The organism is Wolbachia endosymbiont (group B) of Camptogramma bilineatum (genome assembly GCF_947251825.1).
In the GTDB taxonomy this organism is placed as follows: Bacteria; Pseudomonadota; Alphaproteobacteria; order Rickettsiales; family Anaplasmataceae; genus Wolbachia.
This window is the reverse complement of record NZ_OX366391.1, coordinates 168589-184374: the sequence shown is the minus strand read 5'-3', so window position 1 is coordinate 184374 and position 15786 is coordinate 168589. Positions and strand designations below refer to the sequence as shown.

Annotated in this window: 13 protein-coding genes, 2 tRNA genes and 1 pseudogene; 11 read left to right on the top strand and 5 right to left on the bottom strand. The window is 34.9% G+C overall.

Going from position 1 to position 15786, the window contains the following annotated elements:
- The first annotated feature begins 34 nt into the window (after positions 1-34).
- Positions 35-652, top strand: a complete 618-nt coding sequence (gene lipB / locus OPR44_RS01015; RefSeq protein WP_264685298.1) for a lipoyl(octanoyl) transferase LipB — start codon at positions 35-37, stop codon at positions 650-652.
- Positions 652-1620, top strand: coding sequence for an LD-carboxypeptidase (locus tag OPR44_RS01010; RefSeq protein ID WP_265015065.1), 969 nt, complete (start codon positions 652-654; stop codon positions 1618-1620). The genes lipB and OPR44_RS01010 overlap by 1 nt, the downstream gene beginning before the upstream one ends.
- A 198-nt stretch (positions 1621-1818) precedes the next feature.
- Here OPR44_RS01010 and OPR44_RS01005 read toward each other — a convergent pair whose 3' ends face one another.
- On the bottom strand, positions 1819-3225 hold the full coding sequence (locus OPR44_RS01005; protein ID WP_265015064.1) for an ankyrin repeat domain-containing protein: 1407 nt from the start codon (positions 3223-3225) through the stop codon (positions 1819-1821).
- Between the two features lie 200 nt (positions 3226-3425).
- On the opposite strand from OPR44_RS01005, the gene dnaE reads away from it, so the two are divergent.
- From dnaE to OPR44_RS00975, 6 genes are all read left to right on the top strand, one after another.
- A complete protein-coding gene (gene dnaE, locus OPR44_RS01000; protein ID WP_265015063.1) occupies positions 3426-6755 on the top strand; it encodes a DNA polymerase III subunit alpha in 3330 nt (1109 codons plus the stop codon).
- A gap of 48 nt (positions 6756-6803) precedes the next feature.
- Positions 6804-7577 carry a 30S ribosomal protein S6 gene (rpsF, locus tag OPR44_RS00995; RefSeq protein WP_264377443.1) on the top strand — a complete coding sequence of 258 codons (774 nt, stop codon included), beginning with the start codon at positions 6804-6806 and terminating at the stop codon, positions 7575-7577.
- A complete protein-coding gene (gene rpsR, locus OPR44_RS00990) occupies positions 7577-7855 on the top strand; it encodes a 30S ribosomal protein S18 (RefSeq protein ID WP_010402759.1) in 279 nt (92 codons plus the stop codon). Before rpsF ends, rpsR begins: the two co-directional genes overlap by 1 nt.
- Positions 7856-7858: 3 nt before the next feature.
- Complete coding sequence (gene rplI / locus OPR44_RS00985; protein WP_265015062.1) at positions 7859-8383, top strand: 50S ribosomal protein L9; 525 nt, start codon at positions 7859-7861, stop codon at positions 8381-8383.
- 112 nt (positions 8384-8495) lie between these two features.
- Positions 8496-9797 (top strand): adenylosuccinate lyase, encoded by a 1302-nt coding sequence (purB, locus tag OPR44_RS00980; RefSeq protein WP_264375056.1) that lies wholly within the window; start codon positions 8496-8498, stop codon positions 9795-9797.
- A tRNA-Met gene (locus tag OPR44_RS00975) sits at positions 9788-9859 on the top strand. The genes purB and OPR44_RS00975 overlap by 10 nt, the downstream gene beginning before the upstream one ends.
- 554 nt (positions 9860-10413) lie before the next feature.
- Here OPR44_RS00975 and OPR44_RS00970 read toward each other — a convergent pair.
- Positions 10414-11678, bottom strand: a pseudogene (locus OPR44_RS00970) (iron-containing alcohol dehydrogenase).
- 42 nt (positions 11679-11720) lie between these two features.
- Here OPR44_RS00970 and dapE point away from each other — a divergent pair.
- Positions 11721-12917, top strand: a complete 1197-nt coding sequence (gene dapE / locus OPR44_RS00960; protein WP_264377444.1) for a succinyl-diaminopimelate desuccinylase — start codon at positions 11721-11723, stop codon at positions 12915-12917.
- Between the two features lie 513 nt (positions 12918-13430).
- Positions 13431-13721, top strand: coding sequence for a hypothetical protein (locus OPR44_RS00955; RefSeq protein WP_265015060.1), 291 nt, complete (start codon positions 13431-13433; stop codon positions 13719-13721).
- Here OPR44_RS00955 and OPR44_RS00950 read toward each other — a convergent pair.
- From OPR44_RS00950 to cutA, 3 genes are all read right to left on the bottom strand, one after another.
- Complete coding sequence (locus OPR44_RS00950) at positions 13718-14263, bottom strand: hypothetical protein (RefSeq protein ID WP_265015059.1); 546 nt, start codon at positions 14261-14263, stop codon at positions 13718-13720. The two genes, OPR44_RS00955 and OPR44_RS00950, sit on opposite strands and share 4 nt — an antisense overlap.
- A gap of 21 nt (positions 14264-14284) precedes the next feature.
- A tRNA-Gln gene (locus OPR44_RS00945) sits at positions 14285-14356 on the bottom strand.
- Positions 14347-14682 (bottom strand): divalent-cation tolerance protein CutA, encoded by a 336-nt coding sequence (cutA, locus tag OPR44_RS00940; RefSeq protein ID WP_264377446.1) that lies wholly within the window; start codon positions 14680-14682, stop codon positions 14347-14349. The genes OPR44_RS00945 and cutA overlap by 10 nt, the downstream gene beginning before the upstream one ends.
- A gap of 307 nt (positions 14683-14989) precedes the next feature.
- Between cutA and map the strand changes: the two genes are divergently transcribed.
- A complete protein-coding gene (map, locus tag OPR44_RS00935; protein ID WP_265015058.1) occupies positions 14990-15772 on the top strand; it encodes a type I methionyl aminopeptidase in 783 nt (260 codons plus the stop codon).
- The last annotated feature ends 14 nt before the right edge of the window (positions 15773-15786 follow it).

Here is a 15786-nt window from a genome sequence, read left to right as displayed (position 1 = left end):
TGGAATGACATTGATAGACCTAAAGAAATTGAATATGACGGAATGGCTAATATCTAACCAACTTATTGATTATAACAATGCTGTAGAATTCATGGAAGCAAAAATTCAACAAATTTACAATAATTTATCTGACGAGCTAGTATGGCTGCTCCAGCACCCTCCACTTTATACTGCAGGAATCAGTGCAACAGATGATGACATTATTGAAAAATTATTTCCTATATATAAAACAGGTAGGGGTGGTAAATATACATATCACGGACCAGGGCAGCGCATTATATATTTAATGCTAAATCTTAAAAAAAGAAACAAATGTGACATAAAACTATATATCAGAGACCTAAGTAATTGGATCATAAATGTTTTAAAACACTTTAATATACTTGGGGAATTTAAGGAAGATAGAATAGGCATTTGGGTGAACAACAACGGAGTAGAAGAAAAAATAGCAGCTTTTGGCATTCGCTTGAGAAAATGGGTAACTTATCATGGCATAGCACTTAATGTCTCTCCAAACCTTTCCCACTATAAGGGTATTATTCCTTGTGGACTAAAAGATTACGGCGTTACATCAATGGAAAAACTAGGAGTAAAAGTTTCTCTTTGCGAATTAGATGATATATTAAAGCAAGAGTTTCATAAGATATTTTAATGTATTCCTTTATTCTTTATTTTCTATGCCTTTTACTCACTAATCCTGCACACACAATCAATCAAGTTGATATTATTGCTCCTTCTTCGAAAGGAAAAGAATCAGATCTGCCTACTATAAGAGAATACGTAAAAACTTTAGGTTTTAATCCTCACATTTCGGAGAAAATATACAGTAATGACAACCCATTTTATTCTAACTCTGATGAGTTTAGAGCGAATGATTTGGTTAATGCGCTCACTGATGATAGCAAAATAATTTGGTGTATCAGAGGAGGAGAAGGGGCTTCTCGGCTAATTCCCTATCTAGAAAAGTTACCCAATGATAAAAAAGAAAGAATTGCTCAAAATAAAAAAATTCTTATAGGCTATAGTGATATCACTGCTTTACATATTTATCTGCAAGTTAAATACGACTGGCAAACCCTCCACGGCACCATGTTGGAAATGATAGTAAATAACTCTGTTGCTGAAAGCTCTGTTAAAAAATTAAAAGAATTAATTCTTAACCAACGCAACTCTATCAGATTTGACAACTTAAAGATGATAAATAATGGAGTTAGACTAAAAAATGGCAGATTAGAGTCTAAAATCATCGGTGGTAATATGACTTTGGTTGAAAACAGTATAGGAACTGCTTGGCAAATAAACGCAAAAAACAAAATTCTATTTTTAGAAGACATAAGAGTTTATCCATATTCAATTGAGCGCAGTCTAGATCACCTAAAACAAGCTCATATTTTTGATGGAGTACATGCAGTAATATTCGGTGACTTTGTTAACTGTTATAATGATAATCTTGTTGAAATTGTAAAAGAAAGGTTTGCAAAGAGTGTTAACTTTCCTGTATTTACAATGAAAGGGGTAGGTCATGGACATATAAATGACCCTTTACCTTTCAACACTCACGCTACCATTAGCGTTCAAGACGAGAAGGAGTTTATGGATGTGCAACAGTTATACAAGTAGCTTTATCTCACACTCCTTTCATTCAAGCACCTTCGTTGTCATCCTAGTATCCCCCTTGTCATCCCAGTGCCTAGACACTGGAATCCAGATCAAGTACGGCTATTATCCAAATAACCCTTCGTTGTTATTCAAGCAGCCCCTTCGTTGTCATCCCAATGCCCAGACACTGGGATCCAGGAACCTGCGTCACGCGCTCTACTATGAAGGAATGCTAGTAACTCCCTGCTGTCCATTTATTAAGGCGGCAGATGATTTCTCTGCTCCATCAACTTTAGTACTAGGCTTTAGTAATTCATATGTAGCACAACCAACTACCAGTGCTGCTGCTGTAACTGCAACCACTGCTATAACGATAGGTATCAACTCAGCTGTAATTATTCCAGTTGTAAAAAGTGCCACTGCTATAGCAGTGCCTAATAATGTATTCACTCCACCAGCAATCATTGCCTTATTACGTGCTTTCACAAAAGAACGTCCTCCTGCGTCTAATAGAGCTTTTACTACGTCTTGATTCTTAGCATAATCTAAAGGAGTCTTTCCATATTTATCTACTGCATTAACATCTGCTCCTGCTTTGATTAAAGCATTTACTATATCTACGTGACCATTCTTAGCAGCATGATGTAAAGGAGTCTTTCCATATTTATCTACTGCATTAACATTTGTTCCTTCTTGTAATAAAATCCCTACTATACCGACGCGACCATTCTTATCATCATTATGTAAAAGAAGAGGTTCGTCTACATCAAAATCTGCTCCTATTCTTAATAAAGCCTTTATTATCTTTGTGTGATCATCAAAAGCAGCATAAAGAAGAGGTTCGTCTACATCAAAATCTGCTCCTATTCTTAATAAAGACTTTGTTATATTTGTGTGATCATCAAAAGCAGCATAGTGCAAAGCAGTGCGATTCGAACTATCTTTCGCATCAACATCTGCTTTTTTTGAGATTAAAAACTCTACTATCTCTTTGCGACCACACAAAGCAGCATAGTGCAAAGCAGTGCGCCCAAAAACATCTTTCGCATCAACATCTGCTTTTTTTGAGATTAAAAACTCTACTATCTCTTTGCGACCACACAAAGCAGCATAGTGCAAAGCAGTGCGCCCAAAAACATCTTTCGCATCAACATCTGCTCCTTTTGAGGTTAAAAACTCTACTATCTCTTTGCAACCACACAAAGCAGCATTGTGCAAAACAGTGCACCCAAAAATACCTTTCGCATTAACATCTGCTCCTTTTGAGATTAAAAACTCTACTATCTCTTTGCGACCAAACAAAGCAGCATGGCACAAAGCAGTGCAACTAAAACTATCTTTCTCATTAATATCTGCTCCTACTCCGAGTAAAACCTCTACTGTCTTTGTGTAACCATTCCGAGCAGCTATTATTAATAATGGAAGCTTTGAGTACTCTATCCCTGAAATATTTAAGCTAAATCCATGATTTACATCAAATTCATCTTTCTCCCACTCTTTATATAGACCTTGATCCTGTTTCTCTAGTTTGGTTTTTAATTCCTTAATTATATTATCTTTATTTAAGCCTTCCTTAAACTCAATCGTACTTAGTACTTTTTTCAGTAATTCATATTCTCCTGTCATGATTTTACCTTCAATATTAAACTATATGTTTAATTATTACATGATTATGATAAAAAGTCAATTAAAACAAGCTAATAACCGGGATTGTGAATAGTAAATTAGATTCAAATAGCCTCTTTGGTGTTATTTCAGTGTTAGACCTTTTCATATCCCTACGAGCAAATTAATGTTATCCTTTTATTGCTAATCTAAAGTTTTTTATGTTCATACACTTGCGTGTTCATAGCGTTTATTCTCTGCTTGAGAGTTCGGTTAAAATTGAGGAGCTGATTGGTCTTTGTTTGCAGAACAAAATGCCGGCAGTTGCAGTTACTGACTCAGGTAACTTATTTGGCTCACTTGAATTTGCAGAATATGCAGCAAGTAGGGGAATACAGCTAATAATAGGATGCAATATTATCGTTCGACACTTAGAACAAAATTTATCAATACTCCTACTTGCAAAAAATGAACAAGGGTACACTAATTTAGTCACCTTGGTGAGTGAGTCTTTTAAAAAGCGCAAGAATAACAGCGATATTCCTTACGTTGATTTTGATGAGCTATTAAATTTAAGTTCAGGCCTAATCGCCTTAACTGGTGGATATGACGGCATATTGGCTCAACTGTTATTGAAGCAAGATAAAGAAACGATAAAAAGACTGCTCTCAGCATTCGATGGTCATTTATATGTTGAATTGCAGCGTCATGGGCTGAATAAAGAGCTAGAGCTTGAAGAAGCTTTAATAGATTTTGCTTATCAGCGCAATATACCACTAGTTGCAACGAATGATGTGTTTTTTTCAAATAGATCTGATTATGAAGCTTATGATATATTAACGTGCATATCGGAGGGCAGTTATGCTCTCGAGAATAACAGAAAGAAGCTAACTACTGAACATTATTTCAAATCTGTGGAAGAAATGGAGGAACTGTTCAGCGACATTCCCGAAGCAATTTATAACACTTTAGTGATAGCTAAGCGGTGCTCTTACATGCCAAGAAGCAGGCAGCCTATCTTGCCTAAATTTCCTTGTCGAGAAAATAAAACTGAGAATGAAGAACTGAGGGAGCAGGCAGTTGCAGGATTAGAATTCCGCATTGCAAATGAAACGGACATAGACCTTAAACAATACTACGATCGGCTGAATTACGAACTAAGCGTAATAACTTCGATGAACTACGCTGGCTACTTTTTGATAGTTTCTGATTTCATTCGTTGGAGCAAAGCAAATGGCATTCCAGTTGGACCGGGAAGAGGTTCTGGTGCTGGATCGATTGTTGCTTGGAGCTTACAAATTACAGATCTTGATCCAATAAAGTTTGGTCTGATCTTTGAAAGATTTTTAAATCCTGATCGTGTATCGATGCCTGACTTTGATATCGATTTCTGCCAAGAGAAAAGGGACCTGGTTATTGATTATGTTCAGAAAAAGTACGGTTATGTTGCTCAAATAATCACTTTTGGAAAATTGCAAGCAAGGGCAGTATTGCGTGATGTTGGTAGAGTATTGCAAATGCCTTACTCTCAAGTGGATAAAATATCTAAAATGGTTCCATTTAATCCAGTAAATCCTGTAACTTTATCGCAAGCGATAGAGCTTGATCAAAACCTACAGAAAGAACGAGATAGTGATGAGGTAATTGCAAAGCTTCTTGATATATCACTAAAGCTCGAAGGAATATATCGTCACGTTTCAACTCATGCTGCTGGAATTGTAATATGCGATCAAAAATTAGAAAATTTTGTTCCCGTCTATTATGATCCAAATTCGGCTCTGCCAATCACTCAATACAGCATGAAATATGTAGAGAAAGCTGGGTTAATAAAATTTGATTTTCTTGGACTTGGTACGCTAACACTAATAGATCATGTATGTCGTTTAATTAATCGTGATGAAAAAAAAATTGATATTTCCTCGGTTTCTTTGATTGATCAAAGAACCTATGAAATGCTCTCAAGAGGTGATTCAATCGGAGTGTTTCAGCTTGAAAGTTCGGGAATGAGAGAAGCTTTAATCAAACTAAAACCAGACTGCATTGAAGATATCATCGCTTTAATTTCTCTTTATCGCCCAGGGCCTATGGATAACATTCCAACTTATGTTGCAAGAAAGCATGGACTTGAAAAGCCAGATTACATTCATCCATTGCTTGAGGAGGTGTTAAAAGAAACATTCGGAGTAATAATCTACCAAGAACAGGTAATGGAAATAGCGCGTATTCTCTCTGGATATAGCTTAGCAGAGGCGGATTTACTCAGACGTGCCATGGGTAAGAAAATTAAGGCAGAGATGGATAAACAACGTGAACTTTTTGTTCAAGGAGCAACAAAAAACGGTGTTGATTACGACAGGGCAAGTTATATTTTTGATCTTGTTGCAAAATTTGCTGGTTATGGATTTAATAAATCCCACGCTGCAGCATATGCGATTATATCTTACCAAACAGCTTACCTTAAGGCTAACTACCCGCTAGAATTTTTTACGGCCTTGATGAATCTCAACATTGATGATAGAGACAAACTGAATTTGTTTTATCATGCTGCAAAATTCAGTGGAGTTGCTGTTCTTTCGCCTGATATCAGCAAATCTAAGGCTGAATTTTCAATAGAGGGTGAGCACATACGCTACGGAATTGCTGCTTTGCGTAATGTTGGTTTTGCTATAGCAGAAGGAATAGTAAATGCACGCTCAAGTTCTTATAAGGACATATGGGAATTCATTCAAAATTTGGGGCATATAATAAATAAAAGGGCATTAGAAAGTTTAATTAAATCTGGAACATTCGATAGTGTGCACAAAAATAGAAAGCAGTTATACGAGTCAATAGACACATTGATTTACTTTGCAAATAAAAATAGGCAGTCAAATCAAGCTGCTTTATTTGGTAATCTTGATATTCTGAAGCCAAAACTTGAGAACGTGGAAGATTTTAATGAAGAGGAAAAATTAGAGCATGAGTTATTTTCATTGGGATTTTACTTAACTAATCATCCACTTGAAAAGTTTAGAACTCTCTTGAAAAAATTAAATATTGGGTTTATCGGAGAGAGTAAGACGATAAAAACTGCTGGTGTAATATTAAATGTGCGTATGAGAACCTCAGAACGTGGAAGATTTGTTATCCTAACACTTTCTGATCCCCACAATGTTTCTGAAATAGCATTCTACAATAATGAAATAATAGAAGAAAAAAGGAATCTATTTTCACCTGGAGCATTTGTGATAATTGATCTTGAAATTTCAGAAAACACAACGAGACTATCAGGAAAGGACATATCTGAATTTACAGAAAAGGTTACTTCTCTAATGAAAGGATTAGTTTTAACTGCTGTATGTGCAGACTCGCAAAAAGTTGCTGAGGAGTTGAATTCAGTGTTGAAAAATGGAGGCAAAACCAAAATAATGCTAAAGTTTCTTCTCAAAAAACATAAAGTCAGCATCTTGTTGCCAGGTACATATTCAATCACCCCCCAAGCTATTTATGAAATATCTCACTTAAGTTGGATTGAAGGCGTAGAAATTAATACAAATAACTTGCTTATATAAAAAAGTTTTATATAATAAAGTGTTTAATTGATATTAAAGGAAGATATAGTGAATCTCTATGAATTTACTTTTATAGCACAACCGAACTTATTGCAGCAAGAAGTAGAAGAAATGGTCCAAGAATTGGCTATTTTGTTAAAAAATATTAAAGCAGATGTTATTTCTCAGGAGTTTAAAGGTCTCATAGAAAGAGAACATAGCACAGTTACAAAACAAGAGCTAGAGGCAAGTACTGAAAGCATTAAAAAAAGTCTGATTGTTTACTCTGATTTTTTGGAAACTCTGACAAAAATTTTATGGGTTGAATTGGAAGAAGATTTTTCAAATTTAAAAGAAATAAAGTCAAGAATCGATAAAGAATTGAAAAATGAACTAAGTGATACGGGAATAAAACAAAATTTTATGGACCTTCCAGGAGCTAACACTAAAAGTGCATTTATCTATAATGTAGTAAATGCTTTTAAGGAAAATATTTCACAACATCTAATAAAGCCCCTTCAAGAGGTTTTAAAAAGTTTAAAAATAGTAGACTCAAATCAATTGAGTAAAACGCTGGAAGTGCTTTTGAAAAATATTGAAGCTTCAGGATTGATAAAATATGAATATTGGGGTCTATTGGATTTTGCATACCCAATAAATAAGATGAAAAGTGGTCATTACTGTATGATGTGTATAAGTTTTACTTCAAGCATTATGGATGAATTTGAGCGTAAAGTAAAACTGAATGAGAATATTATTCGCCACTTGTCTGTACGGGTTAATGAGTTTTTTAAAGGTAAATCTTACATGCTGGATAAACAAATTGAGGAGAAAAGTGCATAATGATGAAAAGACGAAATAGTTTTAATAATTCTTACGTGTCTGTAAATAACAGAACTGGCTTTAGGCGTCCTAAGGTCTGTCCTCTTACTGCATCTAAAGATGAGGACATAGACTATAAGAATATAGATTTATTGTCCAAATTCACCTCTGACTATGGTAGAATATTACCTAGAAGGTTAACAGGTGTGTGCGCAAGAAAACAAAGAAAGTTGCGCTTAGCAATTATAAGAGCACGCTTTTTAGCTCTTGCTCCTTACTGTACTAAAAAAGTTAGGTAATTTATGTTAATAATTTTAAAGGAAAATATAACAACTTTAGGTAAGCTTGGTGAAGTTGTCAAAGTTAAGCCAGGTTATGCCCGTAATTTTCTTTTTCCACAAAAAAAGGCGATGAAAGCCACTAAGGAAAATTTAATAAAGTTAGAGGAACAGCGTTTATTATTGGAAGAAGAAAATATCAAAAAATTAAATGCAGCAAAAGTGCTTGCATCATCACTGCATGATAAATTTATTATATTAATAAAGCAAGCTTCAGAGGATGGAAAGATTTTTGGCTCTGTAACCACACGTAAAATTGCAAAAACTTTATTACAAGAAGGATATGATATAAGTCATCATAGTTTATCTTTTTGTGGAATAAGTATCAAAAATTTGGGCGAGTATCAAGTAAATATAGAATTACATAGTAAAGTGATAGTTCCAATTACTATATACGTTGTAAGATCTGAAAAAGATGCACATGAATTGAGGCAAGTAAAGTTGCAAAATCAGAAATCTGAGCAACAAGAAGATACAAATAACGAATAGCAGTGAATAAAATATTTCAACTACTCTTGTCATTCCAGTGCTTTTTTTTTCTGTCGTCCCAGTGTTACACACTGGGGTCTAGCATGTTCAAAGATAAGACAGGGATCATCTAATGATCCCACGCTATAGCCGCAAAGAAATGTCTTCCATTTGGGAAGAAAAAAATAAGTTTAATATATGGCTCAAAATAGAAAAATTAGCGTGTGAAGCTCAAGCAGAGTTAGGAGTGATTCCAAATAGTGTTGCTCAGAAGCTCTCTGATGTTATTGAATTTGATATTGAACGTATTAACGAAATTGAATCCATTGTAAAACATGATGTTATAGCTTTTTTAACATATGTTGCTGAAGAAGCGGGAGTTGATGTTCGTTATCTTCATTATGGAATGACAAGTTCTGACGTTTTAGATACATGCCTTGCGGTTCAGTTAAAGGAATCATGTGATATTTTGCTCGAAAATTTAAAAAATATACTTTCAGCACTAAAAAAAAAGGCTGAGGACTATAAAAATATTGTTTGTGTTGGGCGCAGTCATGGAATGCATGCAGAATCAACAACTCTTGGATTAAAATTTGCTAGATTTTATGCTGAATTTAAACGCAATTATCAGAGATTAATTAGCGCGAAAACAGAGATCTCGATTTGTAAAATATCAGGTGCAGTAGGTAATTTTTCAAATGTTGATCCGTTTGTTGAAGAGTATGTAGCGAAAGAAATGGGACTTATACCTGAAACCATATCGTCTCAAGTCATTCCTCGTGATAGACACGCAATATTCTTTTCAGTTTTAGGAGTGATTGCAAGTTCAATAGAGAATATTGCCGTTGAAATACGTCACTTGCAAAGAACTGAAGTTGGAGAAATTTCTGAGTATTTTTCCACTGGTCAGAAGGGAAGTTCTGCTATGCCGCATAAGTGTAATCCTATTTTAAGTGAGAATTTGACTGGGCTCTCACGCTTAATACGCAGCTATGTTTTTCCTGCATTAGAAAATGTTGCATTATGGCACGAACGAGATATATCGCACTCGTCTGTGGAAAGATGCATTGCTCCTGATGCTTGTATAGCAATGGATTTTGCTTTAGTACGATTAACAGATTTGATAGATAAATTGGTGATCAATAAGGAAAACATTGAAAAGAACTTAAATTCTTCAAAAGGCTTGGTTTTTTCACAACGAGTATTACTCGAGTTGGTAAATAGTGGTTTGGCGAGGGAAGAGGCGTATAAAATTGTTCAGAGCAATGCAATGAAAGTGAAACAAAACAATAGTGATTTTCTGGCCGAACTGAAACAAGATAAATCCTTACTTGAAGTTATTAACTCTAAAAAACTTGAATCTTTGTTTGATTTGAAGTATTATACGAAACATGTAGATCATATATATAGCAAGGTTTTTAATGAGGCTGAGTAGCTCAGTGGTAGAGCAGGAGGATCATAATCTCTTGGTCGGGGGTTCAAATCCCTCCTCAGCCACTCAAGCTAAGCTATGGTTTGGCGATAGCAGCGCATTTGACAAAATAACGTGATTCATTGTCAATTAACTGAAGTTTTTTTTCAGTTGTTCATATAGTATATGGAATAATGTATGTGAAGTGATAAAGATACAACATTTGTTGTATCTATTCAGGGGAATGGCTAATGGTATCCGTTCAAGAAAGTGGTAAGGTAGATGAGAAAAGACAACTAAATGAATTTCATCCGAGTAGCTGACACTGGCATCTATATAAAGACAATCTAATGCACTCATTTAAAGTGAAGTTTTCTGGATCCCAGTGTCTAGGCACTGGGATGACAAGAAAAGAGTTGACTTGAATGACACCGAATAGGTACTGGGATAGAGGCTACTTGAATAATATTTTACCATGTCATTCCAGCACTTGATGCTGGAATCCAGAAGTTTTTTGAGCACAAAAGTCATGCTAAGTTTTTGTTGTTAAGAAAGGCTGGATAGCTACTTGCATGACACCATTTGTTACTGTGTTTTTGTCTATCTTATTTTGCTACCCTACTGAACGAATACACAAAATCTAACTTTTTTCTATACAACCAGCCAGGTCAAGAAAGGTGAATCTATCTCTTGTTGCAAATGTAAGATTGACTACCTTGCAATATTGCTCTTTGTTCCAATTAAGATGCTCCGGTAAGTACGGAATTGATAGATCTTCAAATACTTTCTGCAGGTGTTTTGCAGATAGTAAATTTTGCTTAATTAAACTAGAAATATTACTCCATTCTTTGCAAATAATCTCTTGAATTTTTTGCTGCATCATTTGCTTCTGCTTTAGAATTTTTATAAATTCGGTATTACCAAAGCACTGAGTTATATGTTTTACATCTAAAGTGATCGGTTTGGTAATCGGGTTTCGTATTGACAATATCTCCTCTTGCAAGTTAGCCATGGTAATCGTTGTCACAGCAATTTTTTCCCCATGTAACGAGGAGGAATAATCCTGTGTTACCATCTCAATTGCATGAGCTATCATATGTTCTCCTTGACTTGCAGAGTAACTGCCTTTTGACATCACCATTCCGAGTCCTGAAATCAATAAGGCTTCCATAAGTAATAAAACTACTCTTTTATCTTTTTTAGCAAGTGCCAAGTGTTCTCTGAGCAAAATTTCCTCCAGATTGCGAACAAGTTTAAAGGGGAGTTCATTATATTCTGTGCCAAGTAATAGATGAGATAATAGCCAATCGGCTTGTACTGTTGAACGGCAGATGAAATCTGCAAATCCACTTAATGTGAGGCGTGGTGGTGCGTTGGCAATTATATCGGTATCAATGTATATTGCCTTTGGAAGATGTGCTCCGAACGATTTTTTATATCCATCAACTAATATTGAAGCGTTTGCAGAGCTGTATCCATTCATGGAAGCAGCTGTTGGAAAGGATATGTAGTCTTTGCCTTCTAAATAGCTTGCGTACTTACAGATATCATTAACAGTGCCACTGCAAATGCAACCATTAAGTCACTATCTTTTGCTTTATTTCTAACTAGGTTTACAGCTTGGAGGGAAGCAGCTCTGTTCAGTCTATTTGGTGTCATCCAAGTAGCGTGACACTGCGATCCATCATAGTCACGCGCTGGAATGACAGGTGTGGCTGGAATAATTAAATGAGAAACTTTATTAAGTATGTTTTTGTTTAAAAGTTTTGCTGTATTTTCATCTGCAATCAGAAAAATGTCATTTCCATATTGTCTACATATTTTATAGATATTATCAGCAAGTACTGTTACTTCCCTAATAAGAACTTGTTCTGTGTGCTGTAATATTTGTTTTAAATATCGCATAGAATGTTTACAATACGGTAATGTTAGTATTTCAAGATTGGTATGAAGATTGACCCTGTAGAACTAACTAAGAAATTAATTTCTTTTAAAAGTATAACACCAAAAGACGATGGGGCAATAGAGCATATAGCAGCCATTCTCAAGAAAAGTGGTTTTGAATGTGAGATTTTAGAGTTTGGTGATAAAGTTAAAAATCTTTATGCGAAATATATAAATGGAGTACCAAACTTGTGTTTTGCTGGACATGTTGATGTTGTACCACCAGGTGAGTTAAAAGATTGGATATCTGATCCATTTAAGCCAGAAATTAGAGATGGAATGCTATATGGAAGAGGAGCAGCTGATATGAAAAGTGGAATAGCCGCATTTATTGCTGCTATCGTAGATTCAGTTGCAGGTAAGTTTCGATTCAGTGGTTCAATCAGTGCATTGATTACCAGTGCTGAAGAAAGCGCGGAAGAACATGGAACAAAGGAAGTTTTGGAATGGATGAAAAGTAAGCAAAAAAAGATAGATTTTTGTGTAGTTGGCGAACCAACTAGTAGTGAGAAATTAGGTGATACAGTAAAAATAGGTAGAAGAGGTTCTGCAACATTTAAATTGATTTGCCATGGTAAACAAGGGCACGTTGCCTACCCAGATCTAGCAGAGAATCCAATATATAAAATGGTATCGATACTAAGTAAGATAAAAGATATCACTTTTGATACTGGTAATAAATATTTTCAGCCTTCACATTGCGAAATTACTACTATCGACGTTGGAAATAATACTAATAATCTAATACCTAGTTCAATAGCAGCAGGTTTTAATGTTCGATATAACAATACACAAACACCAGACGTTTTATATAAGATGATTGATGCAATATGCACCAATGTGACTAACGATTATAAACTTTCTATGCAAAGCAGCAGAAACGTTTTTCTCTCTACTCCTGATAGAAATACTGATATTATGCTTGATGCGATAAATAAAATGACCGGTATTGATGCTGTACTGAGCACAAGTGGTGGTACATCTGATGCTGCGTTTATTAAGGATATTTGTCCAGTAATTGAATTTGGTATGATCAACAAAACCGCACATCAGGTAAATGAATGCGTATCAATAGACGATATACATAAATTAACAGCTATATATAAGGAGTTTATAAAAAATTATTTTTACCCCACTAATAAAATATTAAACCAGATCAATGTAATTGGTAATACGCCTGATGGTCCATTATTAGCTTGAGGTGCAGTTGCATAGAGAAGAAAACTTACTAGACACATTTTACCAGCCCCTTATTATAATATTAAGGTATTTTTGACTCAAAACTTGTCTTTGATCTGTGCGAGCTCAATAACAAAAATTCAGTAGAAAGCTTATTGGCGAAAATTATCTGTTCAGCAGAGTGACAAAATAAGATAGACAAAAAAAGTATAAGAGAGAAATCGGTGTCATGCAAGTAGCTGACATAGGTTTCTTTATAATGCCAGTGCTCAGACACTGGTTTTTGATCGAAAATGTTGTCTTATTTGTAATCAATTTTCCAGTGTTGCGCATTGATCATTTTTTTCTATAGTTGTCTTTTCTCGTCTACCTTATTTTGCTACCCGGCTCTACCGATCCAGATGCTTCTAGAGAATTTCTTAAACATTTATAGCTCATACAAAACCCGGTCTGACTGTCATAAAGGCTACTCGCTTCAGCAAGACAACTTTCGCACTACTTCAAATTCTAATTTTCAACTTAAAGAGGTACATAATGTCAAATAACTTCAATTTCAAAGAATTTTTTTACCATCACGAAGCAAATAGCACTTTAGATGATATACAAAGGTACTGCATACTGTGGCAATCAGTGATATCACAGGCAATGATTGATGCAGCAAGTAACTGTAAAAAAACAGAAAGCTTGATAGAGAAACGTAAAGCAATTTCCTGGCTATCAGACTTCAGTCAAGATTTTGTTGAAACATGTATACTGGCTGACTGTGATCTGTTATACATAAAAAATAAAATACAGCCAATTCTAAAAAAGATAAAGCCCTTTTAATGAGGTTTACCCCTCTCACCAAGAAAAATATCATTTAATCTTTTTTCTATAGCTTCATCTATATCTTGGATTAATAGCTGCTTTATCATATTCACTTTCCGTTCTGCCTCTTGAAGATTATTGTTACCGTAACTGTTCTTATTACTATAACCATAACTACTGCCATTTGGTTTATTACTCATTTTTCTTCTTCTGCTGAGTATCTGAACTATCTTCTCCTTGAAAAAAGACTTCCAGCCTGTGCCAGAAAATAATTTGTAGAGAAAATGCGGAGTAAGAAACGCTACTAATATTCTAATAGAAACTCCATAACCCAAATCATCTCTATTTTCATAATACCATTTTAAATATTGATACAAATGGTAAAATGCATTTTTGAAAGAGCTAAACTCTACAGTATACCAAAAGCCATTGGTGAGAAACATGAGCATAATGCTCGATGTATAAAGATACAGAGTGAAAAGAAATAGCTTGACAACTATATCTTTCAAACTGCCCAGTATGTAATTAAATAACCTTAATTTATAAAAAAGTGATATCATTTCACGCACACTTCAATAAAGCTGGGGTGGAAGGATTCGAACCTTCGCGTGGCGGTATCAAAAACCGCTGCCTTACCACTTGGCTACACCCCAATATTTTTTATATCAATAACATTATTAACCCAATTAGTAAAAGATTTATTCGCTTTTCCTATGGGTATTATCACAACGGCTGGTTGATCATAAGAATGCATTGCCTCGATTTTTTCTACAATCTTATCAGCCTGATCATTCCTACTTTTCATAATTGCCACTACTTCACAATTACTATTAATTTTACCTTCCCATAAATACAGAGAATTTACTTCAGGAAATATATTTACACACACAATTAACTTCTCGTTTAACAATTCTTCAGAAATAGCCTTAGCCTCTTTCAAGTTTGAAAAAGTTATATAGACTAAAACTAAATTGCTCATTAACCGCTACATAAATGCATTTTTACTATACTCTACTTAGATTTATTCATCAAGAGAAAATAGGAGAGACCTCTTCAGTGCTTGACACACAGAAATTGAAGATGTCATTTAGTAGCTCTCCCCTTGTCATCCCAGTAGTTCTCCTCTTGTCATCCCAGTGCGTGACACTGGGATGACAGGAAAAAAAGGCATTCTGATGACACTATTTTTTGTACTTTTGCATTCAATATTCGTACAATTATGTGTCAAGCAGTGGAATGACATTATCTACTATGCAAGATGTGAATTATAATAAGAAATGGAAAATATGAACATAACTATACATTCACAAGAAGACTTTGACTTTATGCGTAAAGCTGGCAGGCTTGCAGCTAAAACCCTTGATTTTATTGCACCATACGTCAAAGTAGGCGTAACAACTAATGAATTAAATGATCTATGTCATGATTTTATAATCAATGCAGGTGCAATTCCAGCACCACTGAATTATAAGGGATATCCGAAATCAATTTGTACTTCGAAAAATGCTGTTGTATGTCATGGTATTCCTGATGATAAACCTCTTAAAGATGGAGATATTTTAAATATTGACGTTACAGTGATTTTAAATGGCTGGTATGGTGATACAAGTCGCATGTTTTGGACTGGTAAACCCTCAATAAAAGCAAAGCGTTTGTGTAATGCTGCCTACAATGCGCTAATGGAAGCGATAAAACAAGTTAAGCCCGGAAATAAGTTAAATGAAATAGGATTTGCTATAGAAAAATATATTGAAGATTTTGGATATTCTATCGCACGCAATTATTGTGGACATGGCATAGGAAAGGTTTTTCATGCTCCACCAAATGTTGTACATTTTTATGATGAAGGTGAGGATCTTATCTTAAAAGAAGGCATGTTTTTTACGGTAGAACCAATGATCAATGCTGGAAAACATAAAACTCTGCTCAGCAAGCTAGATGGCTGGACAGTGACAACACGTGATCTTTCACTTTCTGCACAGTTTGAGCATACGCTTGGAGTCACAAAAGATGGAGTTGAAATATTTACACTATCACCTAAAAATTGGCATTTTCCACCTTATGATTAGATTTTTTAAACACT

What these genes read in the sequence shown, in the direction of transcription:
- rplI (WP_265015062.1), top strand. Translation starts at nt 7,859, where the DNA reads ATGTTAATAATTTTAAAGGAAAATATAACAACTTTAGGTAAGCTTGGT.
- rpsR (WP_010402759.1), top strand. Translation starts at nt 7,577, where the DNA reads ATGATGAAAAGACGAAATAGTTTTAATAATTCTTACGTGTCTGTAAAT.
- OPR44_RS00950 (WP_265015059.1), bottom strand. Translation starts at nt 14,263, where the DNA reads ATGATATCACTTTTTTATAAATTAAGGTTATTTAATTACATACTGGGC.
- lipB (WP_264685298.1), top strand. Translation starts at nt 35, where the DNA reads ATGACGGAATGGCTAATATCTAACCAACTTATTGATTATAACAATGCT.
- dnaE (WP_265015063.1), top strand. Translation starts at nt 3,426, where the DNA reads ATGTTCATACACTTGCGTGTTCATAGCGTTTATTCTCTGCTTGAGAGT.
- map (WP_265015058.1), top strand. Translation starts at nt 14,990, where the DNA reads ATGAACATAACTATACATTCACAAGAAGACTTTGACTTTATGCGTAAA.
- dapE (WP_264377444.1), top strand. Translation starts at nt 11,721, where the DNA reads ATGAAGATTGACCCTGTAGAACTAACTAAGAAATTAATTTCTTTTAAA.
- cutA (WP_264377446.1), bottom strand. Translation starts at nt 14,682, where the DNA reads ATGAGCAATTTAGTTTTAGTCTATATAACTTTTTCAAACTTGAAAGAG.
- OPR44_RS00955 (WP_265015060.1), top strand. Translation starts at nt 13,431, where the DNA reads ATGTCAAATAACTTCAATTTCAAAGAATTTTTTTACCATCACGAAGCA.
- purB (WP_264375056.1), top strand. Translation starts at nt 8,496, where the DNA reads ATGATCCCACGCTATAGCCGCAAAGAAATGTCTTCCATTTGGGAAGAA.
- OPR44_RS01010 (WP_265015065.1), top strand. Translation starts at nt 652, where the DNA reads ATGTATTCCTTTATTCTTTATTTTCTATGCCTTTTACTCACTAATCCT.
- OPR44_RS01005 (WP_265015064.1), bottom strand. Translation starts at nt 3,225, where the DNA reads ATGACAGGAGAATATGAATTACTGAAAAAAGTACTAAGTACGATTGAG.